General features: G+C 72.4%; 23 protein-coding genes. 17 read left to right on the forward strand and 6 right to left on the reverse strand.

Features of this window, described 5'->3' with window-relative positions; translation table 11 throughout:
• Nucleotides 1-144: 144 nt before the first annotated feature.
• Complete coding sequence (locus GA0070624_RS14800; protein WP_091341472.1) at nt 145-1,536, forward strand: cation:dicarboxylate symporter family transporter; 1,392 nt, start codon at nt 145-147, stop codon at nt 1,534-1,536.
• Nucleotides 1,537-1,724: 188 nt separating this feature from the next.
• Here the strand turns inward: GA0070624_RS14800 and GA0070624_RS14805 are convergent, their stop codons facing one another.
• Complete coding sequence (locus GA0070624_RS14805; protein WP_091341474.1) at nt 1,725-2,066, reverse strand: NIPSNAP family protein; 342 nt, start codon at nt 2,064-2,066, stop codon at nt 1,725-1,727.
• Between the two features lie 111 nt (nt 2,067-2,177).
• Between GA0070624_RS14805 and GA0070624_RS14810 the strand changes: the two genes are divergently transcribed.
• Nucleotides 2,178-3,215, forward strand: a complete 1,038-nt coding sequence (locus GA0070624_RS14810) for an aminotransferase class V-fold PLP-dependent enzyme (RefSeq protein ID WP_091341477.1) — start codon at nt 2,178-2,180, stop codon at nt 3,213-3,215.
• 126 nt (nt 3,216-3,341) lie between these two features.
• Nucleotides 3,342-4,532, forward strand: a complete 1,191-nt coding sequence (locus tag GA0070624_RS14815; RefSeq protein ID WP_245718792.1) for a YVTN family beta-propeller repeat protein — start codon at nt 3,342-3,344, stop codon at nt 4,530-4,532.
• A 48-nt stretch (nt 4,533-4,580) separates the two neighbouring features.
• On the opposite strand, the gene GA0070624_RS14820 is transcribed toward GA0070624_RS14815, so the two are convergent.
• Nucleotides 4,581-5,753 (reverse strand): acyl-CoA dehydrogenase family protein, encoded by a 1,173-nt coding sequence (locus GA0070624_RS14820; protein ID WP_091341480.1) that lies wholly within the window; start codon nt 5,751-5,753, stop codon nt 4,581-4,583.
• A 90-nt stretch (nt 5,754-5,843) separates the two neighbouring features.
• On the opposite strand from GA0070624_RS14820, the gene GA0070624_RS14825 reads away from it, so the two are divergent.
• From GA0070624_RS14825 to GA0070624_RS14835, 3 genes are read left to right on the forward strand one after another with little or no spacing between them, the layout of a single operon-like run.
• Nucleotides 5,844-6,500 (forward strand): TetR/AcrR family transcriptional regulator C-terminal domain-containing protein, encoded by a 657-nt coding sequence (locus GA0070624_RS14825; protein ID WP_091341483.1) that lies wholly within the window; start codon nt 5,844-5,846, stop codon nt 6,498-6,500.
• A 41-nt stretch (nt 6,501-6,541) separates the two neighbouring features.
• Nucleotides 6,542-7,984 (forward strand): aldehyde dehydrogenase family protein, encoded by a 1,443-nt coding sequence (locus GA0070624_RS14830; protein WP_091341485.1) that lies wholly within the window; start codon nt 6,542-6,544, stop codon nt 7,982-7,984.
• Entirely contained in the window at nt 7,981-9,057 is a 1,077-nt protein-coding gene (locus GA0070624_RS14835; RefSeq protein WP_245718793.1) for a Zn-dependent alcohol dehydrogenase, read from the forward strand. The genes GA0070624_RS14830 and GA0070624_RS14835 overlap by 4 nt, the downstream gene beginning before the upstream one ends.
• A gap of 10 nt (nt 9,058-9,067) precedes the next feature.
• Here GA0070624_RS14835 and GA0070624_RS14840 read toward each other — a convergent pair whose 3' ends face one another.
• Nucleotides 9,068-9,997 (reverse strand): TetR/AcrR family transcriptional regulator C-terminal domain-containing protein, encoded by a 930-nt coding sequence (locus GA0070624_RS14840; protein ID WP_091341487.1) that lies wholly within the window; start codon nt 9,995-9,997, stop codon nt 9,068-9,070.
• Between the two features lie 184 nt (nt 9,998-10,181).
• Between GA0070624_RS14840 and GA0070624_RS14845 the strand changes: the two genes are divergently transcribed.
• From GA0070624_RS14845 to GA0070624_RS14870, 6 genes are all read left to right on the forward strand, one after another.
• Nucleotides 10,182-11,381 (forward strand): FAD-dependent monooxygenase, encoded by a 1,200-nt coding sequence (locus tag GA0070624_RS14845; protein ID WP_091341489.1) that lies wholly within the window; start codon nt 10,182-10,184, stop codon nt 11,379-11,381.
• A gap of 239 nt (nt 11,382-11,620) precedes the next feature.
• Complete coding sequence (locus GA0070624_RS14850) at nt 11,621-12,382, forward strand: ABC transporter ATP-binding protein (protein WP_091341492.1); 762 nt, start codon at nt 11,621-11,623, stop codon at nt 12,380-12,382.
• Nucleotides 12,369-13,061, forward strand: coding sequence for an ABC transporter ATP-binding protein (locus GA0070624_RS14855; RefSeq protein WP_091341494.1), 693 nt, complete (start codon nt 12,369-12,371; stop codon nt 13,059-13,061). Before GA0070624_RS14850 ends, GA0070624_RS14855 begins: the two co-directional genes overlap by 14 nt.
• 59 nt (nt 13,062-13,120) lie before the next feature.
• Nucleotides 13,121-14,365, forward strand: a complete 1,245-nt coding sequence (locus GA0070624_RS14860) for an ABC transporter substrate-binding protein (protein WP_176731697.1) — start codon at nt 13,121-13,123, stop codon at nt 14,363-14,365.
• A 7-nt stretch (nt 14,366-14,372) separates the two neighbouring features.
• Nucleotides 14,373-15,257, forward strand: a complete 885-nt coding sequence (locus tag GA0070624_RS14865; protein ID WP_091341499.1) for a branched-chain amino acid ABC transporter permease — start codon at nt 14,373-14,375, stop codon at nt 15,255-15,257.
• Nucleotides 15,254-16,276 carry a branched-chain amino acid ABC transporter permease gene (locus GA0070624_RS14870; protein ID WP_091341502.1) on the forward strand — a complete coding sequence of 341 codons (1,023 nt, stop codon included), beginning with the start codon at nt 15,254-15,256 and terminating at the stop codon, nt 16,274-16,276. The genes GA0070624_RS14865 and GA0070624_RS14870 overlap by 4 nt, the downstream gene beginning before the upstream one ends.
• 66 nt (nt 16,277-16,342) lie before the next feature.
• On the opposite strand, the gene GA0070624_RS14875 is transcribed toward GA0070624_RS14870, so the two are convergent.
• Nucleotides 16,343-16,933, reverse strand: coding sequence for a hypothetical protein (locus GA0070624_RS14875; protein WP_091341505.1), 591 nt, complete (start codon nt 16,931-16,933; stop codon nt 16,343-16,345).
• A 551-nt stretch (nt 16,934-17,484) separates the two neighbouring features.
• Between GA0070624_RS14875 and GA0070624_RS14880 the strand changes: the two genes are divergently transcribed.
• Entirely contained in the window at nt 17,485-19,053 is a 1,569-nt protein-coding gene (locus GA0070624_RS14880; RefSeq protein ID WP_091341507.1) for an MFS transporter, read from the forward strand.
• 11 nt (nt 19,054-19,064) lie between these two features.
• On the forward strand, nt 19,065-19,673 hold the full coding sequence (locus tag GA0070624_RS14885) for a TetR/AcrR family transcriptional regulator (protein WP_091341510.1): 609 nt from the start codon (nt 19,065-19,067) through the stop codon (nt 19,671-19,673).
• A gap of 21 nt (nt 19,674-19,694) precedes the next feature.
• On the opposite strand, the gene GA0070624_RS14890 is transcribed toward GA0070624_RS14885, so the two are convergent.
• The gene (locus GA0070624_RS14890) at nt 19,695-21,614 is read right to left on the reverse strand and encodes a helix-turn-helix domain-containing protein (RefSeq protein ID WP_091341512.1); all 1,920 of its coding nucleotides are present in this window, start codon (nt 21,612-21,614) and stop codon (nt 19,695-19,697) included.
• A 14-nt stretch (nt 21,615-21,628) separates the two neighbouring features.
• Nucleotides 21,629-22,411: a 3-hydroxybutyrate dehydrogenase gene (locus GA0070624_RS14895; protein ID WP_091341514.1), complete on the reverse strand. Its 783-nt coding sequence runs from the start codon at nt 22,409-22,411 to the stop codon at nt 21,629-21,631.
• 160 nt (nt 22,412-22,571) lie between these two features.
• On the opposite strand from GA0070624_RS14895, the gene GA0070624_RS34730 reads away from it, so the two are divergent.
• The 3 genes from GA0070624_RS34730 (at nt 22,572) to GA0070624_RS14910 (ending at nt 24,921) form a co-directional block, all read left to right on the forward strand.
• The gene (locus GA0070624_RS34730) at nt 22,572-22,838 is read left to right on the forward strand and encodes a DUF1905 domain-containing protein (RefSeq protein ID WP_176731698.1); all 267 of its coding nucleotides are present in this window, start codon (nt 22,572-22,574) and stop codon (nt 22,836-22,838) included.
• A gap of 137 nt (nt 22,839-22,975) precedes the next feature.
• Nucleotides 22,976-23,503 carry a crossover junction endodeoxyribonuclease RuvC gene (gene ruvC / locus GA0070624_RS14905; protein WP_091341518.1) on the forward strand — a complete coding sequence of 176 codons (528 nt, stop codon included), beginning with the start codon at nt 22,976-22,978 and terminating at the stop codon, nt 23,501-23,503.
• Complete coding sequence (locus GA0070624_RS14910; RefSeq protein WP_091341521.1) at nt 23,503-24,921, forward strand: RNA-guided endonuclease TnpB family protein; 1,419 nt, start codon at nt 23,503-23,505, stop codon at nt 24,919-24,921. The genes ruvC and GA0070624_RS14910 overlap by 1 nt, the downstream gene beginning before the upstream one ends.
• Nucleotides 24,922-24,924 lie beyond the last annotated feature (3 nt).

Here is a 24,924-nt window from a genome sequence, read left to right on the forward strand (position 1 = left end):
CCTCCTCGTACCGTTCGGCGTCCGCTCGCAAGTGTGGCGCACCGGTCAGCTCCCGATTTCGCCCGTAAGTCACATGCGGGTCACAGAGGTGAACAGAATGAACGCAAGGCTGCCTCGGGGTGAGAGCTGCTTCACATTGTCGGCATGGACATCACCACACCCACCCCCGCGACCGCCCGGCCGGCCCGCCGGGACCGGACGCGCTACCTCTATCTGGCGGTCATCGTGGCCGTGCTGGCCGGCATCGTGGTCGGCTTCGTCGCCCCCGAGGTCGGCAAGGAGCTGAAGCCGCTCGGCACCGGCTTCGTGAACCTGATCAAGATGATGATCAGCCCGGTCATCTTCTGCACGATCGTCCTCGGTGTCGGTTGCGTGCGGCAGGCGGCCCGGGTCGGCAAGGTCGGCGGCCTGGCCCTCGGCTACTTCCTGATCATGTCGACGGTCGCGCTGGCGATCGGCCTGGTGGTCGGCAACATCATCCACCCCGGCTCCGGCCTGAACCTGGGCCCGGAGGTGGCGGACGCGGGCAAGGCCGCCGCCGGTGGCGAGACCGGCGACACGGTCGACTTCCTGCTCGGCGTCATCCCGACCTCGCTCTTCTCCGCGCTGACCGAGGGCTCGGTGCTGCAGACGCTGCTGATCGCCCTGCTGGTCGGCTTCGCCGTCCAGGCGATGGGCGCCCGGGGCGAGCCGGTGCTGCGGGCGGTGGACGTGCTTCAGCGGCTGGTCTTCAAGGTGCTCGCGATGATCATGTGGGTGGCCCCGATCGGCGCGTTCGGCGCGATCGCCGCCGTGGTCGGCGCCACCGGTGTGGACGCGTTGAAGAGCCTGGCCCAGGTGATGTTCGGCTTCTACGCCACCTGCGCGGTCTTCGTCTTCGTGGTGCTCGGTGCGCTGCTCTGGTTCGTCGCTCGTATCTCGATCTTCAAGCTGCTCGGCTACCTGGGCCGGGAGTTCCTGCTGATCCTGTCGACCTCGTCGTCCGAGTCGGCGCTGCCGCGCCTGATCGCCAAGATGGAGCACTTCGGGGTCAGCAAGCCGGTCGTCGGCATCACGGTGCCGACCGGTTACTCCTTCAACCTCGACGGCACCGCGATCTACCTGACCATGGCGTCGCTCTTCATCGCCGAGGCGCTGGGCAAGCCGTTCTCGGTGGGTCAGCAGATCTCGCTGCTGGTGTTCATGATCATCGCCTCGAAGGGCGCCGCCGGGGTCACCGGCGCCGGACTGGCCACCCTGGCCGGCGGCCTGCAGTCGCACCGGCCGGACCTGGTCGACGGCGTCGGGCTGATCGTCGGCATCGACCGGTTCATGTCCGAGGCCCGGGCACTGACCAACTTCGCCGGCAACGCGGTCGCCACCGTGCTGGTCGGCACCTGGACCGGCGAGTTCGACCGCGACCAGGCGCAGGCCGTGCTCAGCGGCCAGCGCCCGTTCGACGAGGCCACCATGCTCGACGAGGACGAGCCGGCCGATCAGCCGGGCGGTCAGGTGCCGGCGCAGCAGTCGCCGGCGCTGGCCGACACGCCGGCCTGAGCCGGCCGGTCGAGGATCACCCCGCACCCGGGGTCGCAACGGACGCTCTCCGGTGCGACCCCGGGTGCGGCGTCGCCGGATCCCGGGCGATGGCCGCTTGATCGACTCGACGTGCGGGAGATCGGGGTGTCAGGGCGGCTGGAAGCCGCGGTTTGCCGCAAACCGAGTCCTTCAAACGGCTGCCAGCCTCACGGCCGGCGCGGTCGCAGCACCTCGACCGACTGGTCGGCGGTCTCCAGTACCACGGTGTGGTAGCTCTCGATCCGGGACAGGATCGCCTCGCGCGGGCCGTCGCGCCAGGCGTCGCTGCCGTAGAACGCGGCCTCCTGCCGGTCGCGGACCGCCAGGGACGGGAACGCCCGGATCAGGTACGCCTCCTCGTGGCCGTCCTCCCGGACCAGGGACGCCCCGGCGGCGACCACCCGGATGCCGAAGCGGGCCAGCAGCGGCATCGCCTCCTCGCGCATCACCCGGACGAACTCGTCGATGGTGCCGGGCCTCAGGCGGTACGTGCGGATCTCGAGAAACATCGGCGGCCTCCGGGAGTGGCGCGTAACCCCGACCGTAACGCCGCGTCCGAGGGGCCACCATCGCGCAATTGGCGCTGACCACCGCCGATCGACCGCACTACCCTCCCCGGCATGGAGCTGGAGCAGGCGCAGAAGCTGTGGCAGCCGCAGCCCGGCTGGTTGAACACCGCCAGTTACGGACTGCCGCCCGACCCGGCGTGGGCGGCGCTGCAGGAGGCGCTGGCCGACTGGCGGGTGGGGCGTACCTCGTGGGAGGGGTGGGGCGAGGCGGCCGAGCGGTCCCGGGCCGCGTTCGCCGGCCTGGTCGGGGTGGCGGCGGCGGACGTGGCGATCGGCAGCACGGTCTCCCAGTTGCTCGCCCCGGTGGCGGCCGCGCTGCGGCCGGGCGCGACGGTGGTCGTCCCGGAGGTCGAGTTCACCTCGAACCTCTTCCCCTGGCTGGCGCAGGAGGAGCGGGGGATCAAGGTACGCACGGTCCCGCTGGACCGGCTCGTCGACGCCATCGACGCCGACACCGACCTGGTCGCGTTCAGCCTGGTGCAGTCGGCCGACGGCACGGTCGCCGCGTACGACCAGATCGTCGGGGCGGCCCGGGCGTACGACGCGCTCGTCGCGGTCGACGCCAGCCAGGCGTGCGGCTGGCTGCCCTTCGAGGCGGGCCGGGCGGACGTGGTGGCGGTCGGGGCGTACAAGTGGCTGATGGCCCCCCGTGGCGCCGCCTTCGCCTACCTGGCCCCGGCGCTGCGCGACCGGCTGCGTCCCGACGCCGCCGGCTGGTACGCGGGCCCCGACCCGCACGCCGCCTACTACGGCCCGCCGCTGCGGCTGGCCGACGATGCCCGGCGCTTCGACATCTCCCCGGCCTGGTTCTGCTACGTGGGGGCGGCGCCCGCCCTGGAACTGCTTGCCGAGATCGGCCTGCCGGCGATCCGCGCGCACAACGTGGGCCTGGCCAACCGGTTCCTCGCCGGGCTGGGCCGACCGCCCGGCGAGAGCGCGATCGTGACCGTTGAGGTGCCCCGGGCGCAGGAGAAGCTGGAGCGGGCCGGGGTCCGCGCGGCGGTACGGGCCGGCCGGGTCCGCGCGTCCTTCCACCTCTACTCGACCACAGAGGACGTGGACCTGGCACTGGCGGCGCTCACCGGCTGAGCTGGGTTCAGCCACGACCTGCCCGCCGCGCGGGCGGCCAGCGGCAGCGGCCGCCCCGGGGGGAGGGCGATTCACGGGTCGACCGAACCGGGGGAGATCTGCCCGAATTGCCGCTAAAGTCGGCGCGTGCCCAGTCGAGCGCGGACCGCCACCGCACTGGCGGCGGTCCTCCTCGCCGCCCCAGCGGCCTGCACCGAAACGGAGGCAGGGGACCGGGTGGCGGCTCCCTCCCCGGGCTCGCGGACGCCGTCCGCGTCCGCCGCGCTGTTCGGCCCGCTGCTCCCCGGCATGCCGCCCTACCGGGCGGGCGACAACGTCTACGCCGGTGCGGGGCCGGGCATGCTCAGCGAGGCCGTGCGGGGCGACCGGGCCCTGGTCTACGTGCCGAACACCAAGAGCAACGACGTGTGGGTGATCGACCCCGCCACGTACAAGGTGGTGGCGAAGTTTCCCGGCGGTCCCGAACCGCAGCACGTCGTGCCGTCGTACGACCTGCGCACGCTCTACGTCGCCTCCAGCCATATCCCCGACGGTGGGGTCGTGCCGGTCGATCCGCGGACCGGCAGACCGGGGCAATTCGTCACCCTGCAGGACGTCTACAACCTCTACTTCACCCCTGACGGCCGAGAGGCGATCGTGGTCGCCGAGGCGTACCAGCGGTTGGACCTATACGACCCGCGGACCTGGCACCGCACCCGGTCGGTGCGGTTCCCGCAGTGCGGCGGCATCAACCACATGGACTACTCGGCCGACGGCAAGACGATGCTGTGGAGCTGCGAGTTCGCCAACCGGATGCTCGTGCTGGACACCGCCACGCTCCGCAAGCTGCGGGAGTTCCAGCTGACCCGGGCGTCCGACGGGATGCCGCAGGACACCCGGCTCACCCCGGACGGGCGGCACTTCCTCGTCGCCGACATGCACGCCCACGGCGTCTACGTCTTCGACGGCCAGGCCACCCGGCAGACCGGGTTCATCCCGACCGGCCGCGGGGCGCACGGCATCTACTTCAGCCGGGACGGCCGGCTCGGGTACGTCACCAACCGGGACGCGGGCACCATCACCGTGCTGGACCTCGCCACGCTGAAGCCCACCACCACCTGGCGGATCCCCGGTGGGGGCAGCCCGGACATGGGCGGCCTCTCCGCCGACGGCCGGGTGCTCTGGCTCTCCGGCCGCTACCACGACGAGGTCTACGCGTTCAGCACCGCCGACGGCAGACTCCTCGCCCGGATCCCGGTGGGGCGCGGGCCGCACGGGCTGACGATCTGGCCACAGCCCGGCCGCTACTCCCTCGGCCACACCGCCAACATCCGGTAGCGGCCCGCCATCCCGTCGCCGCCTGCCCGCCGGGTCGGGAGCGCCCCTTCAGGCCAGGTGGCCGCCGATCTTCGTGTACCCGCGCAGCAGGTCGCGCGCGATGATCAGCCGCTGCATCTCGTCGGTGCCCTCGAAGATCCGGTAGAGCCGCACCTGCCGGTACCAGCGCTCGATCGGCAGTTCCCGGGTGTAGCCCATGCCGCCGTGGATCTGCAGCACCCGGTCCACCACCCGGTTCACCATGCCGGCGCCGTAGAGCTTGGCCATCGACGACGAGTGCCGCGGGTCCATCCCCTGGTCCACCGTCCAGGCGGCGCGGAGCACCAGCCAGCGGGCCGCCTCCAGCTCGGTTTCCGAGTCGGCGATCATCCACTGGATCGCCTGGTTGGTGCCGATCTTCGCGCCGAAGGTCTCCCGGGTGTTGGCCTGGTCGATCGCCATCTGCAGGGCGCGCTCGGCGATGCCGATGGCGTGCGAGGGGATGGTGTAGCGGCCCTTGCCGATCCACTCCATGCCCAGCGCGAAGCCCTGCCCGACCTCGCCGAGGATGTTGCGGTGCGGCACCCGGACGCCGTCGAAGATCAGCGACGCGGGCCCGCCCTCGCCCATGGTCTGGATGAACTCCGAACGCCAGCCCATCGCCCGGTCCACCAGGAACGCCGTGGCGCCGCCGTTGCGGGCGCCCTTCTCCCGGTCGGTCACCGCGATCACGATGGCGAAGTCGGCGTCGTTGCCGTTGGTGATGAACGTCTTCTCGCCGTCGAGGATCCAGTCGTCGCCGTCCCGGCGGGCGGAGAGCCGGATGTTGGCCGCGTCCGAGCCGGCGCCCGGCTCGGTGATGGCGAAGCAGGAGATCCGTTCCCCCTCGATGGTGGGGATGAGGAACTCGCGCTTCTGCTCCTCGGTGGCGTGGAAGAGGATGTTGTCCGCCTCGCCGCCGAAGCGGAACGGCACGAAGGTGCGGCCGAGCTCGATCCAGATCAGCGCCTGCATGACCGCCGGCAGGTCCATCCCGCCGTACTCCTCCGGGGTGGCCAGCCCCCAGAAGCCGAACTTCCTCGCCTTGAGCTGCAACTCGCGCAGCTCGGACCGGTCCAGGCCGGGCTGGTGGGCGCGCTCGCGGCGCAGCACCTCCTGCTCCAGCGGCATCACCTCGCGGGCGATGAACGACCGGACGGTGTCCCGGACCGCCCGCTGTTCCTCGGTCAGTGAGAAGTCCATGCCGTTTCCCTCCCCGGAGGCCCTCGGTGCCGCCGTCGCCCTAAACTAGCGGTGTAAGTTTTGCCCCGTCCAGACCCGCGAGGAGGCCACGTGCCCCGACCCCGGCAGCCCCTGCTCGACCGGCAGCGGATCGTCGAGGCGGCCCGCGCGCTGATCGACGCCGAGGGGCTGGCCGCGCTCTCCACCCGTCGGCTCGCCGCCGAGCTGGGCGTGCGCGGCCCCTCGCTCTACAACCACTTCGCCACCAAGGACCAGATCCTCGACGCCGTCGCCGACAGCGTCACCGCGACCGTCGACACCTCGGCCTTCGCCGGCCGGGACTGGCGGGAGGCGCTGCGGCACTGGGCCCTGTCCTACCGGCGGGCGTTGAGTGCGCACCCGAACATCGTTCCCTACCTTGCCCAGGGGCCGGGGCGGCGGCCGGCCGCGCTCGCCATGGCCGACGCGGTCTACGGCGGACTGGTCCGCGCCGGCTGGCCGCCGGCCCGGGCCACCCACATCGGCGCCGCGCTGCGCTACTACGTGGCCGGCTCCGCGCTCGGCTCGTTCGCCCGCGGCTTCGTCGAGGATCCGGCGCTCTACGCCGCGCACTACCCACACCTGACCCAGGCGCACCGGCTCGCCGGCCATCAGGCCAGTGTGGACGAGGGCGCCTTCGCGCTCGGCCTGGACGCGCTGCTGCACGGCCTCGCCGCCGAGTACGAGCGGACCGTCGGCCCGCTGGAGTCGACCGGCCGTTCGGAGTAGCGTCAAAACTCCCAGCGCTAGTTTCCCCCGCGAAGGACGACATGGATCTCGCCGCCGCGCCCGCCGCCCTCCTCGTCCGCCGCCACCTGCACATCGCGGGCGGCTGGGTCGACCCGTCGGACGGCGCGGCGATCCCGGTCGAGAACCCGGCCACCGGCGACCTCGTCGGACAGGTGCCGGCCGCCACCCCGGCCGACGTCGACCGGGCAGTCGCCGCCGCCCGGGACGCCTTTCCCGGCTGGGCGGCCACCGCACCCGCGGAGCGCGCCGCCCACCTCGACCGGCTGCACACCGCGCTGGCCGCTCGCGCCGACGAGATCGCCCGGACCGTCGCGCTGGAGCTCGGCACCCCGCTCAAGCTCGCCGCCCGGGTGCAGACCGGCCTCCCGCTGACCGTGCTGCGCGGCATGGTGGACCTCGCCGCCCGTCCGCCCGCCGAGGAGACCGTCGGCAACTCCCTCGTGGTACGCGAACCGGTCGGCGTGGTCGGCGCGATCACCCCGTGGAACTACCCGCTGCACCAGGTCGTGGCCAAGCTGGCCCCCGCCCTGGCGGCCGGCTGCACGGTGGTGCTCAAGCCCAGCGAGCTGACCCCGCTGACGGCGTACCTGCTCTTCGACGCGGTCACCGAGGCCGGGCTGCCGGCCGGCGTGGTCAACCTGGTCCCCGGCACCGGTCCGGTGGTCGGCGAGGCCCTGGCCGCCCATCCGGGAGTCGACATGGTGTCGTTCACCGGGTCCACCGCCACCGGCCGCCGGATCGCCCACCTCGCCGCCGACCGGATCGCCCGGGTCGCCCTCGAACTCGGCGGCAAGTCGGCCAACCTGATCCTCGCCGACGCCGACCTGGCCACCGCGGTGAAGGTCGGCGTCGGCAACGCCTTCCTCAACTCGGGTCAGACCTGCACGGCCTGGACCCGGATGCTGGTGCACCGCGACCGCTACGACGAGGCGCTCGACCTCGCCGCGCGCGCCGTCGGGACGTACACCCTGGGGAATCCCTTCGACCCGGCGACCCGACTCGGCCCGCTGGTCTCCGCCGCCCAGGCAGAGCGGGTGCGCGGGCACGTCGAGCGGGCCCTGGCCGACGGGGCGCGCCTCGTGGCCGGCGGTCCCGACGCACCGCTGCCGCCGCGCGGGCACTTCGTCGCGCCCACCGTCTTCGCCGACGTGCACCCGGACAGCGCGCTCGCTCAGGAGGAGGTCTTCGGCCCGGTGCTCGCCGTCATCCCGTTCGCCGACACCGACGAGGCGGTAGCCATCGCCAACAACTCCCGCTACGGCCTCGCCGGGGCGGTCTGGTCCGCGGACGAGGAGCAGGCCCTCGCGGTCGCCCGGCGGCTGCGCACCGGCCAGGTGGACGTCAACGGCGGCGCGTTCAACCCCCTGGCACCGTTCGGCGGCTATCAGCAGTCCGGCCTCGGCCGAGAGCTGGGCACGTACGGGATCGAGGAGTTCTGCGAGCTCAAGGCGATCCAGCGGTGAGGGCCCTCGTGGTCCGCGGGCGGGGCGCCACCCCGGCCGTCGAGGAGGTACGCCTGCCCGCGCCCGGCCGCGGCGAGCTGCGGGTCCGGATCCGGGCCGCCGGCATCTGCCACTCCGATCTGTCCATGGTGGACGGCACGCTCGCGCCGGCGTACCCGCTGGTGCTCGGGCACGAGGCGGCCGGTGTGGTGGTCGAGGCCGGCCCGGGCACCCGGCTGCCGGTCGGCACGCAGGTGGTGCTCAACTGGGCGCCCGCCTGCCGGGCCTGCTGGTTCTGCCGACGGGGCGAACCGTGGCTCTGCGCCGCCAACGGCGCGCCCGCGACGGCCCGGGGTGAGGCGGCCGACGGCACCCCACTGCACGTCACCCTCGGGCTCGGCGCCCTCGCCGAGGAGGTGGTGGTCCCGGAGCACGCCGCCGTCGCGGTCCCCGGCGACCTGCCGCCGGAGCAGGCCGCACTGCTCGGCTGCGCGGTGCTCACCGGCACCGGCGCGGTCCGCAACACCGCCCGGGTGACCGCCGGCGAGTCGGTCGCGGTGATCGGCCTCGGCGGCGTCGGGCTCAGCGTGCTCACCGCCGCCCGGGCCGCCGGCGCGACGCCGATCATCGCGATCGACGTCTCCGCGGCCAAGCGCGAGCTGGCCGTCGCCGCCGGCGCCAGCGACTTCGTCCTCTCCGACGACCAGTTGTCGAAGGCGGTCCGGGCGCTCACCGAGGGCCGCGGCGTCGACCACGCCTTCGAGTGCGTCGGCCGGTCGGCGACCATCCGGGCGGCCTGGCGGCTCGCCCGGCGCGGGGGAGCGGTCACCGTGGTCGGCATGGGGGCGAAGGACGACCTGGTCAGCCTGGCCGCACTGGACATCTTCCACTCCGCCCGGACGCTGCGCTCCTCCGTGTACGGCTCGTCCGACCCGGACCGGGAGGTGCCCGAGCTGGCCCGGACGGTCGGTGACGGCACGCTCGACCTGCGCCCGCTGATCAGCGGGCGGATCTCGCTGGACGAGGCGCCGGCGGCGTTCGACCGGCTGGCCCGGGGCGAGGGCGCCCGCTGGGTGGTCACCTTCCCGGACTGATGGCGCCGGCTCAGCCCGCCGGCCCCCCGCTGTGGATCAGCATGGCGTAGCCGTCCAGCAGCCGGTGCAGGCCGAACTCGAAGACGCTGCCGAGGTCGAGGTCGACGGACTCGTCGAGCGCGGCGAGGGTGGGGTAGTGCCCGCCGGTGAACATCCGCTGGAAAGCCATCTCGTGGGTTTCCACCCACTGCTCGTCGGTGAGGCCGGTGTCCTGCTCCGCCTGGGCCTGCGGCTCCAGGTTGGTGGCAATGCCGCGCACGTAGGCCATCAGCGTCACCGCGACGTGCCAGCGCAGGTGCGTGTCGAGGCCGAGACCGGCGGTGGCACCCAGCGCCCACTCGGTGTGCGCCATGCCGCGCGGCAGCGGCTGCGGCCGGGAGATCGAGATGACGTGCGGCAGCCAGCGGTGCCGCCGGTAGACCGCCCACTGCGCCCGGGCGAGCAGCTCCAGCTGGGCCCGCCAGCCGGTCGGCCGGGCGGCCGGCAGTGGCGCGTCGGCCAGCGCCGTGTCGGCCATCGCCAGGATCAGCTCGTCCCGGCCGCGCACGTGTCGGTAGAGCGACATGGTGGCGACCCCCAGGTCGGCCGCGATCTGCCGCATGGAGACCCCGGCCAGGCCGCCGGCGTCGGCGAGCGCGATCGCGGTACGGACTACACGCTCGCGGCTCAGCTCCGGGTCGGATCGGTCCCGTCGTGGTCGCGGTGCCGACGCCCGGTCGGGGGCGACGATGGTGCCGGCGCCGGGTCGGGTCAACACCAGCCCCTCCTCGCGGAGCAGCGCGAGGACCTTGGTGGCGGTGGCGATGGCGACGCCGTGCTCGCGGGTGATCCGCCGGGCGGACGGCACCGGATCCCCGGGCCGCAGCTCGCCGACATGGATGCGGCGGCGGATCTCCGCGGCGATGCGCCGGTACGGCGGCTCCGACCCGGAACTGGGCAAGGGAACACCTCCGGACGAGCGTACTAGTACGAGGCGCCGTGGGCGGCCGCTCTGGGCAGTGTACTAGTACGAGCTGAGCGCGTACTGCCTGCAGAATCTACCGTTCGCCGTGCGGACGAAGCACTCCGCCCGCACCCGGCGGTCGCCGGGTTGACGGCGTACGCAGGATCTCGGGAGCGGTGCGATGAACAACAGGAACGTCCTCATCTCCGGCGCCGGCATCGCCGGCCCGGCCCTGGCCTGGTGGCTGCGCCGGCACGGCTTCCACTCCACGGTGGTGGAGCGTGCCCCGAGCGCCCGCCCCGGCGGACAGGCCGTCGACATCCGGGGCACGGCCCGAGAGGTGCTCGAGCGGATGGGGCTGACCGCGCGGGTACGCGCTGAGTGCGTCGCCGAGCGTGGCATGGCGTACGTGGCCGCCGACGGCGCGGTGACCTGTCGGATGCCGGTGCACGCGTTCGACGGCGAGGGTATCGTCGCGGAGATCGAGATCGAGCGGGGCGACCTGGCCCGGCTGCTGTACGAGGAGACCCGCGCCGAGGTGGACTACCTCTTCGACGACTCGATCGAGACGCTGATCCAGACCGACGACGGGGTGCGGGTCACCTTCGAGCGGTCCGCCCCGCGAACGTTCGACCTCGTGGTCGGCGCGGACGGCGTGCACTCCCGGACCCGCGCGCTGGCCTTCGGGCCGGAGTCGGCGTACCTCCGCCCGCTCGGGGCGTACCTGGCGTACTTCACCACGCCGTACGCCGAAGATGAGGGCTGGTTCCTGTTGCACAACGCGCCCGGTGGCCGGGTGGTGGGCACCCGGCCGACCCGCGGTGGGCGGACCAGCGCGCTGTTCAGCTTCGTCTCGCCGCCGCTGGACGTGGACCGCCGGGACGTCGCCGAGCAGCAGCGGATCCTCGCCGACCAGTTCGCCGACGTCGGCTGGCGCACGTCCGAGCTGCTGGCCGCCATGCCCGCCGCCCGGGACTTCTACTTCGACATCTACGGCCAGGTGCGGATGGACCGGTGGAGCCGGGGCCGGGTCGCGCTGCTCGGCGACGCCGCCTGGTGTCCGTCTCCGCTGACCGGTCAGGGCACCAGCCTCTCGCTGGTCGGGGCGTACGTGCTGGCCGGTGAGCTGGCCGCCGCCGAAGGCGACCACACGGTCGCCTTCGCCCGCTACGAGGAGGCCCTGCGGGACCACGTCCGGCGTGGCCAGGAGCTGCCCGGGGGCGGCGTCTCCGGCTTCCTGCCGGCCAGCCGGGCCGCCATCTGGCTGCGCGGCCAGTCGATGCGGGCGATGACCTCCCGCCCGCTGCGCCGGCTGGCGGCCAGGGCGTTCTTCAGCAAGGCCGACGGCCTGAGCCTGCCGGAGTACGCCGCGAGCCGGTGACCTCCGGTGGCGCCCCCACATGTCGTCACCGATCGGCGGCAACCGATCGCTTCCGCCGGCCGGTCACCTGGGTCGACGGGCCCGTCCGTATGGGGGATGGGCCCGTCCGATCCGGGCCGAATGTGTGGGTGATCGACATGGCCCGTCTCCGGCGATGCACGTAGGTTTCCTGCACGCGACGGCCCTGTGACCCCCATCACCGACCTGGTCGTCGCCGGAGACCTGCGGAGGATGTGGCGATGGCCGGGCAAGCGCTCCTGTCGGCCCGCGGGCTGACCCGCGACTTCCGGGGCTTCCGGGCCGTCGACGGGGTGGACCTCGACGTGGCGCCGGAGACCGTACACGCCCTGGTCGGTCCCAACGGGGCCGGGAAGACCACCCTGTTCAACCTGCTCACCGGCTTCCTGCCGCCGACCGCCGGCCGGATCGAGCTGGCCGGCCGGGACGTCACCGGACTGCCCCCGGAGCGGGTCGCCCGGCTCGGCGTGGCCCGGTCGTTCCAGATCACCAGCCTCTTCCCGCAGCTGTCCGCCCGCGAGCACGTCGAGCTGGCGTTGCAGTCACCGAGCGGGCTGGGCTGGCGGTTCTGGCGTTCGGCGAAGCTGATGCGCCGCTACCGGGAGCGGGCCGACGAGCTGCTGGCCATGGTCGGCCTCGCCGAGCTCGCCGAGGCACCGGCCGAGGCGCTCGCGTACGGGCGCAAGCGCGCCCTGGAGCTGGCCATCGCGCTCGCCCTGGACCCGAAGGTGCTGCTGCTCGACGAGCCCACCGCCGGGATGGGGCTGGAGGACGTCGACCGCACCGTCGAGCTGATCTCCCGGGTCCGGCAGGGCCGGACCGTGGTGATGGTCGAGCACAACATGAGCGTCGTCGGCCGGCTCGCCGACACCGTCACCGTCCTGCAGGCCGGCAAGGTGCTGGTCGAGGGGCCCTACGAGCAGGTCCGCGCCGACGAGCGGGTCATCACCGCCTACCTGGGAGCCGCTGATGCTGCGCATTGAGAACCTCTCCGCCTTCTACGGCGAGGCGCAGGTGCTGCGGGAGGTGAGCCTGGACGTCGCGGCCGGCGAGGTGGTCACCCTGGTCGGGCGCAACGGAGCGGGCAAGTCCACCCTGCTGCGCTGCGTGATGGGGCTGCACCCGGGGCAGCGGGGCACGGTCAGCCTGGACGGCCGCGACATCACGAAGCTGCCGGCGTATCAGCGGGCGCGGCTCGGGCTCGGCTGGGTCCCCGACGACCGCGGCGCGTACGCCACCCTCAGCGTCACCGAGAACCTGACACTCCCGCCGCGGGTCGGGCCCGATCCGTGGCCGCTGGAGCGGGTGTACGAGGCGTTCCCCGCCCTGTACGCCCGGCGCGACTCGGCGGCGACCATGCTCTCCGGCGGCGAGCAGCAGATGCTCGCCCTGGCCCGGGTGCTGCGGATGGGTGCCCGGCTGCTGCTCTGCGACGAGCCCACCGAGGGGCTCTCGCCGCTGCTCGTGCAGCAGGTCGGCGACCTGCTGCGGGAGGCCAAGAAGCACGGGGTGACCGTGCTGCTGGTCGAGCAGAACCTGCACTTCGCCACCGGCGTCGCCGACCGGCACTACCTGCTGGCCGAGGGACGGATCGCGGAGGCGATGGACAACTCCGAGGTGCGCTCGCGGGAGCGCGAGCTGCTGGCGTACCTCGGCATCTGATTTCCAAATTCAAAGACGGACCGTGAGCCGCGCCGCGGCGCGGATGTGGAGGGATTGGCATGCGCAGAACCGCAGGTCTGGCGGCGGCTTCGGCCGCCGTGCTGCTCGCCGCCGGATGCGGTGGTGGCGGGCCGAGCGCGTCGGGCGACTCGAAGCTGACCGACGACAAGATCGTGCTCGGCGTCCTCAACGACCAGTCCGGGGTCTACGCGGACCTCTCCGGCAAGAACTCGGTGAAGGCCGTGGAGATGGCCATCGCCGACTTCAAGGCCAAGTACGGCGACAAGGCGGTGACCACCAACATCAGCGTCGAGTCCGCCGACCACCAGAACAAGCCGGACATCGCCAACACCAAGGCGGCCGAGCTCTACGACCGGAAGTCGGCCGACGCCATCTTCGACGTGCCGACCTCCTCCGCCGCGCTGAAGGTCGCCGACGTCGCCAAGGCGAAGAAGAAGCTGTACTTCAACATCACCGGCGCGACCACCGACCTGACCGGCAAGTCGTGCAACAAGTACACCTTCCACTACGCGTACGACAGCTACATGCTGGCCCACGGCACGGGCAAGGCGGTCACCGAGCAGGGCGCCAAGAACTGGTACGTCGTCTACCCGGACTACGCGTTCGGGCAGGACATGGAGAAGAAGTTCTCCACCGCGGTGGAGGGCGCCGGCGGCAAGGTCATCTCCAAGGCCCCGACGCCGTTCCCGAACGACAACTTCTCCACCTTCCTGCTCAAGGCGCCCACGCTCAGCCCGAAGCCCGACGTGCTGGCCACCATGCAGGCCGGCGGTGACCTGGTCAACCTGGTCAAGCAGTACAACGAGTTCAAGCTCCGGGACAAGGGCATCGGCCTGGCCGTCGGCCTGATGTTCCTGACCGACATTCACTCGCTGACGCCCGCCGCGCTGGCCGGCACCACCTACACGGACGCCTGGTACTGGAACTTCGACCAGAAGAACCGCGAGTTCGCCGACCGGTTCCAGAAGGAGACGGGCGCCCGGCCCACCTTCGCGCACGCGGCCAACTACTCCGCGGCCATGCAGTACCTGGAGGCCGTGCAGGCCGCCGGCACCGACAACGCCGACAAGGTGGTCGCGCAGTTGGAGGGCAAGAGCATCGAGGACGTCTTCCTGCGCAACGGCAAGATTCGCGCCGAGGACCACCGGGTCATCCACGACGCCTACCTGGCCCAGGTCAAGCCGGCGGCCGAGGTGAAGGAGCCGTGGGACTACGTGAAGGTCCTCAAGACGATCCCCGCGGCCGAGGCGTTCGCGCCTCCGTCGGGCGAATGCAAGATGTGACGAGGCGATGAGCGGTTTCCTGCAACACACGTTCAACGGGCTGGTGAGCGGGGCGTTCTACGCCCTGCTCGCCCTCGGGCTCTCCGTCATCTTCGGGATGCTGCGGGTGGTGAACTTCGCCCACGGTGCGTTCTACATGCTCGGCGCATTCGGGGCGTACGTGCTGCTGACCGAGGCCGGGGTGCCGTTCTGGGGTGCGCTGGTGATCGTGCCGGTCGCGCTGGGTCTGCTCGGCATGGCGCTCGAGCGGGCGTTCATCCACCGGCTGACCCGGCTCGACCCGCTCTACAACTTCCTGCTCACCTTCGGGCTGACGTTGATCCTGCAGGACCTGGTCAAGTCGAGGTACGGGGTGAACTCCAGCCAGTACCTCCCGCCCGCCGAGATGCAGGGCTCGGTCGACTTCGGAGTCTTCGACTTCCCGATGTACCGGGTCTTCGTGCTGGTCTTCGCCGGCCTGCTCTGCCTCGGCGTGTGGTGGCTGCTCAGCCGCACCCGGATCGGCATGGTGGTGCGGGCATCGACCGAACGACCCGAGCTGACGCGGGCCTTCGGCATCAACGTCGGGCGGTGGGTCACTCCGGTGTTCGGCTTCGGCATCGCCCTGGCGGGCCTCGCCGGAGTCCTCGCCGCGCCGATGCGGGCGGTCAACCCGCTGATGGGCGCCGACCTGATCATCGTGGTCTTCGCGGTGGTGGTGATCGGCGGGCTCGGCTCGATCTTCGGCTCCGTCGCCGCCGGCTTCGGCATCGGCCTGTTGCAGGCGTGGGGCGAGGCGTACCTGGCGGAGCGGATGCCCATCCTGGCGCAGACGCTCGTCTTCATCGTGATGGCCGTCGTGCTGCTGTGGCGCCCGGCGGGCCTGTTCGGGCGGGAGGAGACGCCGGCATGACCGAGACGTCCACTGTGCAGCCGACGGAAGAACCCGCCGCGGCTGCGCCCCGCTCGGCGCTCGGCGCTGTCAGCCGGGCTCCCGGCTGGGTCCGCTACCTGCTGCTCGCCGCCGGGCTGGCGGCCGCGCTCTGGCTGCCCAACGGGCTGTATCCGGCGGTCGCCGTCGACATCCTGTGCTGGGCTCTCTTCGCGGTCTCGGTCGACCTGCTGCTCGGCTTCACCGGGCTGATGTCCTTCGGGCACGCCGCGTTCTGGGGGACGTCCGCGTACGCGTCCGGGCTGGTCGCGATCCACCTCGGGGCGCCCTTCCCGGTCGCCGCGCTGGCCGGGGCGCTGACCGCGGCGCTGCTCGCGCTGCCGATCGGGTATCTCGCGGTGAAGCGGACCGGAATCTACTTCGCGATGGTGACCCTGGCCTTCGCGCAGATGATCTACTTCGTCGCGAACAAGTGGGGCTCGGTCACCGGCGGCGAGAACGGTCTGCAGAGTGTGCCGCGGGAGCTGTTCGGCCTGGACCTCAGCGACGAGTACTACTTCTACTACGCGGCGCTGCCCATGGTGCTCGCCGGGCTCTTCGCCGCGTGGCGGATCGTGCATTCGCCGTTCGGGCGGGTGCTGGTCGGCATCCGGGACAACCCGGCCCGGGCGCGGGCGCTGGGTTACCCGGTACACCGCTTCAAGCTGACCGCGTTCGTCCTCTCGGCGTTCCTCGCCGGGCTGGGCGGTGGACTCTTCGTCATCAACCACAAGTTCGTCTCGCTCGACGCCCTGCACTGGACCACCTCGGGGAAGGCGGTCATCGTCGTCGTCCTCGGCGGTATCGGCACGCTCTGGGGCGGCGTCCTCGGCGCGGCGGCGCTGGTGCGGCTGGAGGACTGGCTGTCGTTCTCCGGATTCGAGCAGATCAACCTGGTCATCGGCGCCATCTTCGTCCTGGTGGTGCTGCTGTTCCGGCGCGGCATCTGGGGCAGCGTCGCGGCGCTGGCGCTGCGCTTCATGGCGTCGCGAAGACGGTAGTTGCCGCGCAAACGCCGCTGGCCGGCACCCGTGTTGGGGTGCCGGCCAGCGGCTTGGTGCTCTGTGTCAGTTGTTCCAGTGCTGGGCGACCAGGTCGGCGGCCTGCTGTTCCCACTGGGCGTAGGCGTGCGGGTAGGCCGACACCTGCACCGTCTGGGCGGCCTCGGTCAGCGGCATGTCGTGCCAGCCGTCGACCTGCTTGAGGCCCTTGAGGAACGCCATGGTCGAGTACTGCGGGTCGGTGATCTGCTCCGGGGTGCCCCAACCCGAGGACGGGCGCTGCTGGAACAGGCCCAGCGAGTCGTGGTCGTTGCGCTCCCCCAGGTGACCCAGGTTCTCCAGCTTCGACTCCTGCAGGCTGGTCGCGATCGAGACCACCGCGGCCCGCTCGTCCATGCCGGACTTCTTCGTCGCGGCGATGATCGCCTTGACGTTGCCGATCTGCTCCTTGTTCAGGTCGATCCGGGACTGGGTGCCCTGCACACCATGCGGGATCAGCTTGCCGGTGTCCACACCCGGCTTGTCGGCCTGCACGACGGCGACGGGCTTGGCGTCCACCGGGGCGGCGGCGTGGGCGGTGGCCGGGCCGGCGAACACGCCACCGGTGAAGGCCAGACCAGCGATACCGAGCACGCTCTTACGCAGCATCGAGTTCATGATCAAAGCTCCAATTCGGGGGTCAGGCACACCCACCCGATAGGGGGCCGGGTGGATGCGCACGCACCACGGACGGGCGCTCAAAAAGTCTTCGGGGGAAAGATCCGACCGCCGGGCGGGGCTGCCACTCGCGGCGCCGGGACCGTGTGTAACGACCGGCGGCCCACCAGCATTCCGGGGCCCGTCCACCAGCCCCCAGATCAGGGGGCGGTCCTCGGTCGTACGCCAGGTATAACGACCCCGCCCCGGCCACGATTCCGGCCCCACAATGCCGCCGGTCACACCCCGGGGACCGGACAGGCGACACCGCAACGGCGGCTTTCGGGCACCTGGCCCACCCCGATGCCGCCACATCACGGGACACCGTCCACCGCGAGGCGCGTGGCCCTGCCCACGACGGACCGTCGCCCGCGGGGAGCGGACGTGACCCGGCACACAAGCGATACGAACCGGTTCCGTATCGAATCCCCGGGCGCCTAGGCTGGGCACTGTTACGAGTCTGCCCCGTATCGTATTTGCGACGCGGGTGAGCCGGGGGGAGAACCGGACACATGGAACTGCACGGGAACACGGGACACCCGAGGAGGTGGGCGATCCTCGGGGTGTTGGTGATCAGCCTGCTCGTGGTCGTCCTCGACAACACGATCCTGAACGTCGCGCTCCGCACCCTCGCCGACCCGGTGCACGGCCTCGGGGCCAGCCAGGGCGAGCTGGAGTGGTCGATCAACTCCTACACCCTGGTCTTCGCCGGCCTGCTCTTCACCTTCGGCGTGCTCGGCGACCGCTCGGGTCGCCGGCGCTTCCTGCTGATCGGCCTGGCGCTCTTCGGGCTGGCGTCGCTGCTGTCGGCGTACGCGCAGAACCCCGGACAGCTGATCGCAGCCCGCGCCCTGATGGGGGTCGGCGGCGCGGCCATCATGCCGGTGACGCTCTCGATCATCTCGAACGTCTTCGACCCGCGGGAGCGCGGCCGGGCGATCGGCGTCTGGGCCGGTGCCGTCGGCCTCGCCGTGGCGATCGGCCCGGTCCTCGGCGGGGCGCTGCTGGAGCACTACTGGTGGGGCTCGGTCTTCCTGATCAACGTGCCGGTGGTCGCGCTCGGCGTGGTGCTGGTCGCCGCCCTGGTGCCCGAGTCGCGGGACCCGAACCCGGGCCGGGTCGACCTGCTCGGCGTGCTGCTCTCGGTGGTTGGCCTGGTCGCCCTGACCTACGGCATCATCGACGGCGGCGAGCACGGCTTCGACCGCGCCTCGGTCTGGGGGGCAATCGCCGGCGGGCTGGCCGTCCTGGCCTGGTTCGTCGCCCACGAGCTGCGCAGCGACCACCCGTCGCTGGACGTCCGGTTGTTCCGGGTGCCCCGGTTCGCCGCCCCGGTGACGCTTGTCGGGCTGGTGTTCTTCGCCGCGATGGGCGTGATGTTCTTCAACGCGTTCTACCTCCAGCTGGTGCGCGGCTACAGCCCGTTGGAGACCGGTCTGCTCTTCCTGCCCTTCGCCGCGGCGCAGCTGTTCTTCGCGCCGCGCAGCGCGGCGATGGTTCGCCGCTTCGGCGGCCGGGCCGTCGCGGTGGTCGGTCTCGCGTTGACCGCGGTGGCGCTCGGCGCCTTCGTCTTCGTCGACGCGGTCACGCCGATCTGGGTCGTCCTGGTCCTGACCTTCGTCCAGGGCACCGGCATGGCCAACATCATGCCGCCGGCCACTGAGTCGATCATGTCGGCGCTGCCCCGGGAGAAGGCGGGCGTCGGCTCGGCGGTCAGCAACACGGTCCGCCAGGTGGCCGGCGCGCTCGGCGTGGCGGTGCTCGGCTCGGTGCTCTCCGCGGTCTACCGGGACGACATCGCCTCCGCCCTCGCCGGCCTGCCCACCCCGGCCCGCGCGGCGGCCGAGGAGTCCATCTCCGGCGCGTACGCGGCGGCGGCCCAGCTCGGGCCGGTGGCGCCCAAGCTGATCGCGGCGGCCAACGACTCGTTCGTCGCGGCGATGCACTGGGCCGCCGGACTCTCCGCGGTGGTGGCCGCGCTCGGCATCCTGATCGCGCTGCGCTGGCTGCCGGGTCGCCCCGCGGCCGGCCCGGCCGAGGCTCGGCCGGCCGCCGAGCGGGAGTTGGCCGGGACTGCCTAGGTTCGGCGACAATGTCTGACATGACTTCCACCGCGGATGCTCCGCGGTCGCCCGGGCGACCGCGGAGCATCCGCGCGGACGAGGCGATCATCGAGGCCACGCTGGACCTGCTCGCCGAGGGCAACAGCATCAAGGCCCTCTCCATCGAGGCGATCGCCGCCCGCGCCGGCGTCGGCAAGGCCACCATCTACCGTCGCTGGTCGGGCAAGGACGCGCTGCTGCTCGACGCGCTGCGTCGGCTCAAGGGCATCCCGCCGCAGCCGGCCGGTCACTCCGTCCGGGACGACCTGGTGCTGCTGGTCGGCGCCGTCGGGCACAACGTCGACCCCCGGGCCGCGAAGATCATGCCGTGCCTGGTGCCCGAGGTGAACCGCAGCCCGGACCACTTCCAGCTCTACCAGAACATCATCGAGCCCCGGCGGAAGCTGATGCGCGAGGTGCTCCGACGCGGCGTGGTCAACGGCGAACTCCGCGCCGACCTCGACATCGAGCTGGCGATGGCGCTGCTCACTGGGCCGATGCTGATCCAGCGGGTGCTCCGGTGGCACCCGGAGCTGGACGACAAGATCCTGCCGGAGCGGATCGTCGACGCCGTACTGGACGGCCTCCGGGCCCGCTGACCGGGGCGGCGGCGCCCGAGCTCAGCCGGCGGGGGTGCGCAGCCGGTGCAGGCGCAGCGCCAGCTGCACCTCCAGCGCCCGTTCCGGCTTCTGCCAGTCGGCGCCGAGCAGCTGCCCGACCCGCTCCAGCCGCTGGGTCACCGTGTTGACGTGCACGTGCAGCAGCTCCGCCGCCCGGGCCAGGCTGCCGCCCACCCCGAAGTACGCCTCCAGCGTCTTCACCAGCGCGGTGCCCCGCCGAGCGTCGTAGTCCACCACCGGCCCGACCGTGTCGGTGAGGAAGCGGGCCACGTCCCGGTCGCCCGAGTCGCCGACCGCGCCGAGCAGCAGCCCGACGAAGCCCAGCTCCGCGGTGCTCGCCCCCTGCCCGGAGCGGCCCAGCGCGCCCAGTGCGGTCAGGCACCGCTCCGCCTCGGCGAAGGTGGTGGCGAGCTCCGCCGGGCCGGTCGAGGGCCCGCTCGCCCCGGCGGTCACCGGCCGGCCGGTCACCCGGGACAGGTCCCGGGCCACCGCCCGGGCGCTGCCACCGGCGTCCTGCCCGGGCAGCATCAGCACCACCCGGCCGTCGCGCGCCGCCGCCAGCCCGCTGCGGGTCGAGGCGTACGTGGTGGCCCAGGAGAGCACCCGCTGCCGCGCCGAGCCGGTCGCGGCGATCGCGTCGTCGCCGACCGCCACCAGCACGTGCGGGGAGTCCAGGTCGACCCCGAGGCGGCGGGCCCGGCTGCGTAGCGCGTCGGTGTCCCGCAGCGGCCGGGCGATCAGGTCGTCGAGCAGCTCGCCCCGGACCCGCCCCTCCGCCTCGGCGACGGTACGGCGGAACAACAGCAGCAGCGCGGTCACCAGCGCGGCCCGCTCCAGGATCCGCTGGTCGGCGTCGACCAGCTCGCCGTCGGGTCGCAGCACCAGCGCGCCGAGGTTCTCCGCCCCGGCCACCACGGCTGCGTACCAGAGTGGCCCCCGCCGCACGCTGCGCCCCTCGGTACGGGACGCCGCCACCGCCTCCACCATGTCCGCCCGGTCCGGCTCCTCGATCTCGCCCACCCGGGCCAGCTGCCGCCCCTCGGCGTCCAGCGCCAGCAGCGCCCCGCCGAGCACGTCGGTGACCGCCGCCGCCACGTCCTCCATCCCGCCGCCGCGCACCACCAGCGCGGTCATCCGGTCGTGCGCCGCCGCGGCCCGCTCCACCGAGCTGCTGTGGGCCCGGATGGTGCTGTTCGCCGCCGACAGCTCCTCCAGCGCCGAGCGGGTCTCCGCGAGCAGCCGGGCGGTGTCGATCGCCACCGCCGCGTGCGCCGCGAGGGAAACCAGCAGCGACACCTCTTCCCGGGCGAACGGCCGGGCCGACCGGTTCGCCGCGTAGAGCACGCCGATCGAGGTGGAGCCGAGCCGCAGCGGCACGCCGAGGATCGCCACCAGCCCCTCCTCGCCCACCCCGGCGTCGATCTCTCCGGTGTGGCGGAACCGGTCGTCCTCCGGATAGTTGGCGGTGACGTACGGGGTGCCGGTCTGGGCGACCAGCCCGCCCAGGCCGGCGCCCATCGGCAGCCGCAGGCGCTGGAACCGGGCGGAGATCGACCCGTCGGTGACCCGCATGTAGGTGTCGCCGCGCTCGTCGTCGTTGAGCGTCATGTAGGCCACGTCGGTGCCGAGCAGGTTGCGCGCCCGGTGCACGATCGCCCGCAGCACGTCGTCCAGGTCGCGCAGGCCGGCCAGGTCGCTGGCCGTGTCGTACAGGCCGGAGAGCTCGATCTCCCGGCGGCGCCGGCGCTCCAGCAGCGCGCGGACCCGCAGCGCCACCACCTTCGCCTGCTCCAGCTCGGCGAGCCGCTCGGCGGGAAGGCCGGCGGCCCGGGCGGCCACCAGCGGTCCCTCGAACTCGACCGCGGCGGCCTCCCGGGCCAGCAGCTCCAGGAACTCGACCGGCGACGACATGACCGACATTGTGCGCGAGGCCACTAGTTCGCCGTCCAGCCCCCGTCGAGGGCGATCGAGGCGCCGGTGATGAACGACGCCGGCGGGGAGCAGAGGTACGCCACCAGCTCCGCGACCTCCTCCGGCTCGATCAGCCGCTTGATCGCCGCCTTGGCGAGCATGATCTTCTCGATCACCTCGTCCTCGCCGATGCCGTGCGTCGCGGCCTGATCGGCGATCTGGCTCTCCACCAGCGCGGTGCGGACGTACGCGGGGTTGACGCAGTTGGCGGTCACGCCGTGCGCTGCGCCCTCCAGCGCGACCACCTTCGACAGCCCCTCCAGGGCGTGCTTGGCCGACACGTACGCCGCCTTGTACGGCGAGGCGCGCAGCCCGTGCACCGAGGAGATGTTGACGATCCGGCCCCAGCCGTTGGCGTACATGTGGGGCAGCGCCCGCCGGATGATCAGGAACGGCGCCTCCACCATCACCCGGTGCAGGTACTCGAAGCGCTCCGGGGAGAAGTCCTGGACCGGCGCGACGTGCTGGAGACCGGCGTTGTTGACCACGAGGTCCACGTTGCAGTCGAGCCGGTCCACCGCCGCGGCGTCCGCGAGATCGATCCCCTCGGCCCGGCCGCCGGCCTCGGCGGCCACCGCCTTGGCCGCCTCCACGTTGCGGTCGACCACCAGCACCGCCGCGCCGGCCGCCGCCAGGCGCAGGGCGCACGCCCGACCGATGCCGCTGCCACCACCGGTCACCAGGGCGGTACGACCGGAGAGGTCGACGCGTACGACGTGGGGGACCGCCACGGGTTCTGCCGTCATGGCGCAAGAAGTTACGAGCTGTGTGGCCGGGCGCACATGGGGCGGCGACACATACTCGGCGGTCGGCCTGTGTGGGCTGGGCCGGGGCGGTCGGCGGGGTGCGGGAGTGTCGACATGTGTGCCGGTTGGCAGTGTCGGTGGGTCGTGGCACAGTCGCCGCGTGACGTTCGAGGCGGTCCTGGTCCGGTGGTCCGGCGCCGGCGGCTGGGTGTTCGCTCCGGTGCCGGACGAGCACGCGCCGACCGCCGCGGGCGCGTTCGGCCGGGTGCCGGTGGTCGCCACGGTGGACGGCCATACCTGGTCGACGAGCGTCTGGCGGGACCGGAAAGCCGGCTGGTTGCTGGCTGTGCCGGCGCGGATCCGCGCGGGCAAGGACGACGGGGATGTCGTCAGCGTCGCGATCGAGCTTGACCACACCCGGCACTGAGGGTGGTGGGCCGGGCCTCGTCGGTGCGGCAGCGGGGGCCACGACGCCCCGTCCGGCGTGTCCCCGCGGGTGCCGACCCTGCCGGAACAGTAAGGTGTCGAACACACGTACTGCTGACGGCTGGGGGAGGAGGCGGCGTGCGGGTGCTCGGCGTCGACCCGGGGCTGACCCGGTGCGGGGTCGGCGTGGTCGAGGGCGTGCCGGGGCGGCCCTGCACGCTGGTCGCCTACTACGTTGTCCACACCGACCCCGAGGACGAGTTGCCGCTGCGCCTGCTGCACCTGGACCGGTCGCTCACCGACCTGGTCGCCGAGCATCGGCCGGACAGCGTCGCCGTCGAACGGGTGTTCAGCCAGCACAACGTCCGCACGGTGATGGGCACCGCCCAGGCCAGCGGGGTGGCCGTGCTCGCCGGGGCACGGGCCGGGCTGCCGGTGCAGACGTACACGCCGAGCGAGGTCAAGGCCGCGGTGACCGGTTCCGGCCAGGCCGACAAGGCGCAGATGACCGCCATGGTGACCCGGCTGCTGCGGCTGCCCGAGCCGCCGAGGCCGGCCGATGCCGCCGACGCCCTGGCCCTGGCCATCTGCCACGTCTGGCGCGGCGGCACCCGGTCCAAGCTGGCCGCCGCGGCCGAGCGGGTACGACGAGGAAGAAGCGACTAGTGAAGGTCACCCGGATCGCGTACTCCACCCGGCTGAACGCGGGAAAGTACGCCGCCTTGGCGGAGCAGGCCCGCCGGTTGGGTCGGGTTCGTGGCGAGGTGTGGCAGCGTTACGGTTCGATCGGCGGTGTCGGGTCCGGGCTGAGGGACCGGGAGGTGCGGGACCGGTGGCTGGCTGACGGCACGCACGTGCGGTTTGGTGTGCTGGCGAATGCGTGGAAGGAAACCGTCCGCGACGCGATGGCCGACATCGCGGCGAACCTGGCCTCGGCCAAGGTCGAGGTGCGTCGGGCGATCGGCCATCGCACGGGCGATCCGGCCGACCGCAAGCGGATGCTCACCGCACTGAAGGCCGACCGGTGGGCTGGCGACCCGTTCCTGGCTCGGCAGATGCGCAAGCACTGGAAGCGTGGCCGCAATCGCACAGATCATCAGATCGTGGTGCGCGCCGACAAGTACAACACCGTCGTGGACGGGCGGGGCCGGTTGTGGCTGGCGGTCCCGGGCCTCGAACGCCGCAAGATGGTCAAGATCCCGCTGTCGACGACCGTCGCCCCGACGGGCACGCTGCGGCTGATCCTGCGTGGCGGCGGGGTCGAGGTGCACTACCAGATCGACGCGTCGCAGCTGCGGTCGTCGCAGCGGCCCTGCGGCGACCGGGCGGTCGGCGTGGACAAGGGCTACACCGAAGCCCTGACCGACTCCGACGGCGCCCGCCACGGCAGCCGTCTCGGCGAGCTGCTGGCGGCCGAGTCGGACCGGTCGAAGGAGCGTAACCGGCGCCGGGCGAAGCTGCGCTCGATAGCGAACAACGCCGCTCGTCGTGGTGACCACGCGAAAGCGCACCGGATCACCGTCAACAACCTCGGTACTGCCAAGCGGGACCGACAGGCCGCCCGCCACCGCGCGCAGGTGCGTACGGAGATCTTCACCGCCGTGCACCGGGTCGTCGACAAGGCCGCCACCGTCGTCGCCGAAGACCTCACCAAGAGCTTCGCCGGGCGCAAGACGCTCGGCAGGAACTTCAACCGGCGTCTCGCCGCGTGGACCAAAGGGGTCACCGCCGAGGCGTTGGCGAACGTGTCGGAGCGCAGAGGTTCTGCGCTCGTGCACGTCAACGTCGCCTACACCTCACAAACCTGTCACCGCTGCGGCCGGCTCGGCCGACGCAACGGGGACCGGCTTCACTGCACCTGGTGCGGGGTGGTGTGGCAGGCCGACGTGAACGCCGCGATCAACATCCTGCACCGAGCTGACGACCCCGACATCGCCCTGCACACCCCGCACCACAGGGTGAAGCAGATCCTGCAGGACCGGACCGATCGCCACCGGACCAGACTGCCGGTCCAGGACTCCAGCCCGGCCACCACCGAGCGGAGAGCGAAACATCCGAACCGCTCAGCAACGAGCAAAGAGTAGGAA

It is taken from the genome of Micromonospora rhizosphaerae, assembly GCF_900091465.1.
In the GTDB taxonomy this organism is placed as follows: domain Bacteria; phylum Actinomycetota; class Actinomycetes; order Mycobacteriales; family Micromonosporaceae; genus Micromonospora; species Micromonospora rhizosphaerae.

Coding starts and splice junctions, on each gene's coding strand:
- GA0070624_RS14845 (WP_091341489.1), top strand. CDS start 10,182: ATGAACAACAGGAACGTCCTCATCTCCGGCGCCGGCATCGCCGGCCCG.
- GA0070624_RS14830 (WP_091341485.1), top strand. CDS start 6,542: ATGGATCTCGCCGCCGCGCCCGCCGCCCTCCTCGTCCGCCGCCACCTG.
- GA0070624_RS14810 (WP_091341477.1), top strand. CDS start 2,178: ATGGAGCTGGAGCAGGCGCAGAAGCTGTGGCAGCCGCAGCCCGGCTGG.
- GA0070624_RS14875 (WP_091341505.1), bottom strand. CDS start 16,933: ATGAACTCGATGCTGCGTAAGAGCGTGCTCGGTATCGCTGGTCTGGCC.
- GA0070624_RS14890 (WP_091341512.1), bottom strand. CDS start 21,614: ATGTCGGTCATGTCGTCGCCGGTCGAGTTCCTGGAGCTGCTGGCCCGG.
- GA0070624_RS14865 (WP_091341499.1), top strand. CDS start 14,373: ATGAGCGGTTTCCTGCAACACACGTTCAACGGGCTGGTGAGCGGGGCG.
- GA0070624_RS14895 (WP_091341514.1), bottom strand. CDS start 22,411: ATGACGGCAGAACCCGTGGCGGTCCCCCACGTCGTACGCGTCGACCTC.
- GA0070624_RS14805 (WP_091341474.1), bottom strand. CDS start 2,066: ATGTTTCTCGAGATCCGCACGTACCGCCTGAGGCCCGGCACCATCGAC.
- GA0070624_RS14855 (WP_091341494.1), top strand. CDS start 12,369: ATGCTGCGCATTGAGAACCTCTCCGCCTTCTACGGCGAGGCGCAGGTG.
- GA0070624_RS14880 (WP_091341507.1), top strand. CDS start 17,485: ATGGAACTGCACGGGAACACGGGACACCCGAGGAGGTGGGCGATCCTC.
- GA0070624_RS14800 (WP_091341472.1), top strand. CDS start 145: ATGGACATCACCACACCCACCCCCGCGACCGCCCGGCCGGCCCGCCGG.
- GA0070624_RS14885 (WP_091341510.1), top strand. CDS start 19,065: ATGTCTGACATGACTTCCACCGCGGATGCTCCGCGGTCGCCCGGGCGA.
- GA0070624_RS14870 (WP_091341502.1), top strand. CDS start 15,254: ATGACCGAGACGTCCACTGTGCAGCCGACGGAAGAACCCGCCGCGGCT.
- GA0070624_RS14850 (WP_091341492.1), top strand. CDS start 11,621: ATGGCCGGGCAAGCGCTCCTGTCGGCCCGCGGGCTGACCCGCGACTTC.
- GA0070624_RS14820 (WP_091341480.1), bottom strand. CDS start 5,753: ATGGACTTCTCACTGACCGAGGAACAGCGGGCGGTCCGGGACACCGTC.
- GA0070624_RS14860 (WP_176731697.1), top strand. CDS start 13,121: ATGCGCAGAACCGCAGGTCTGGCGGCGGCTTCGGCCGCCGTGCTGCTC.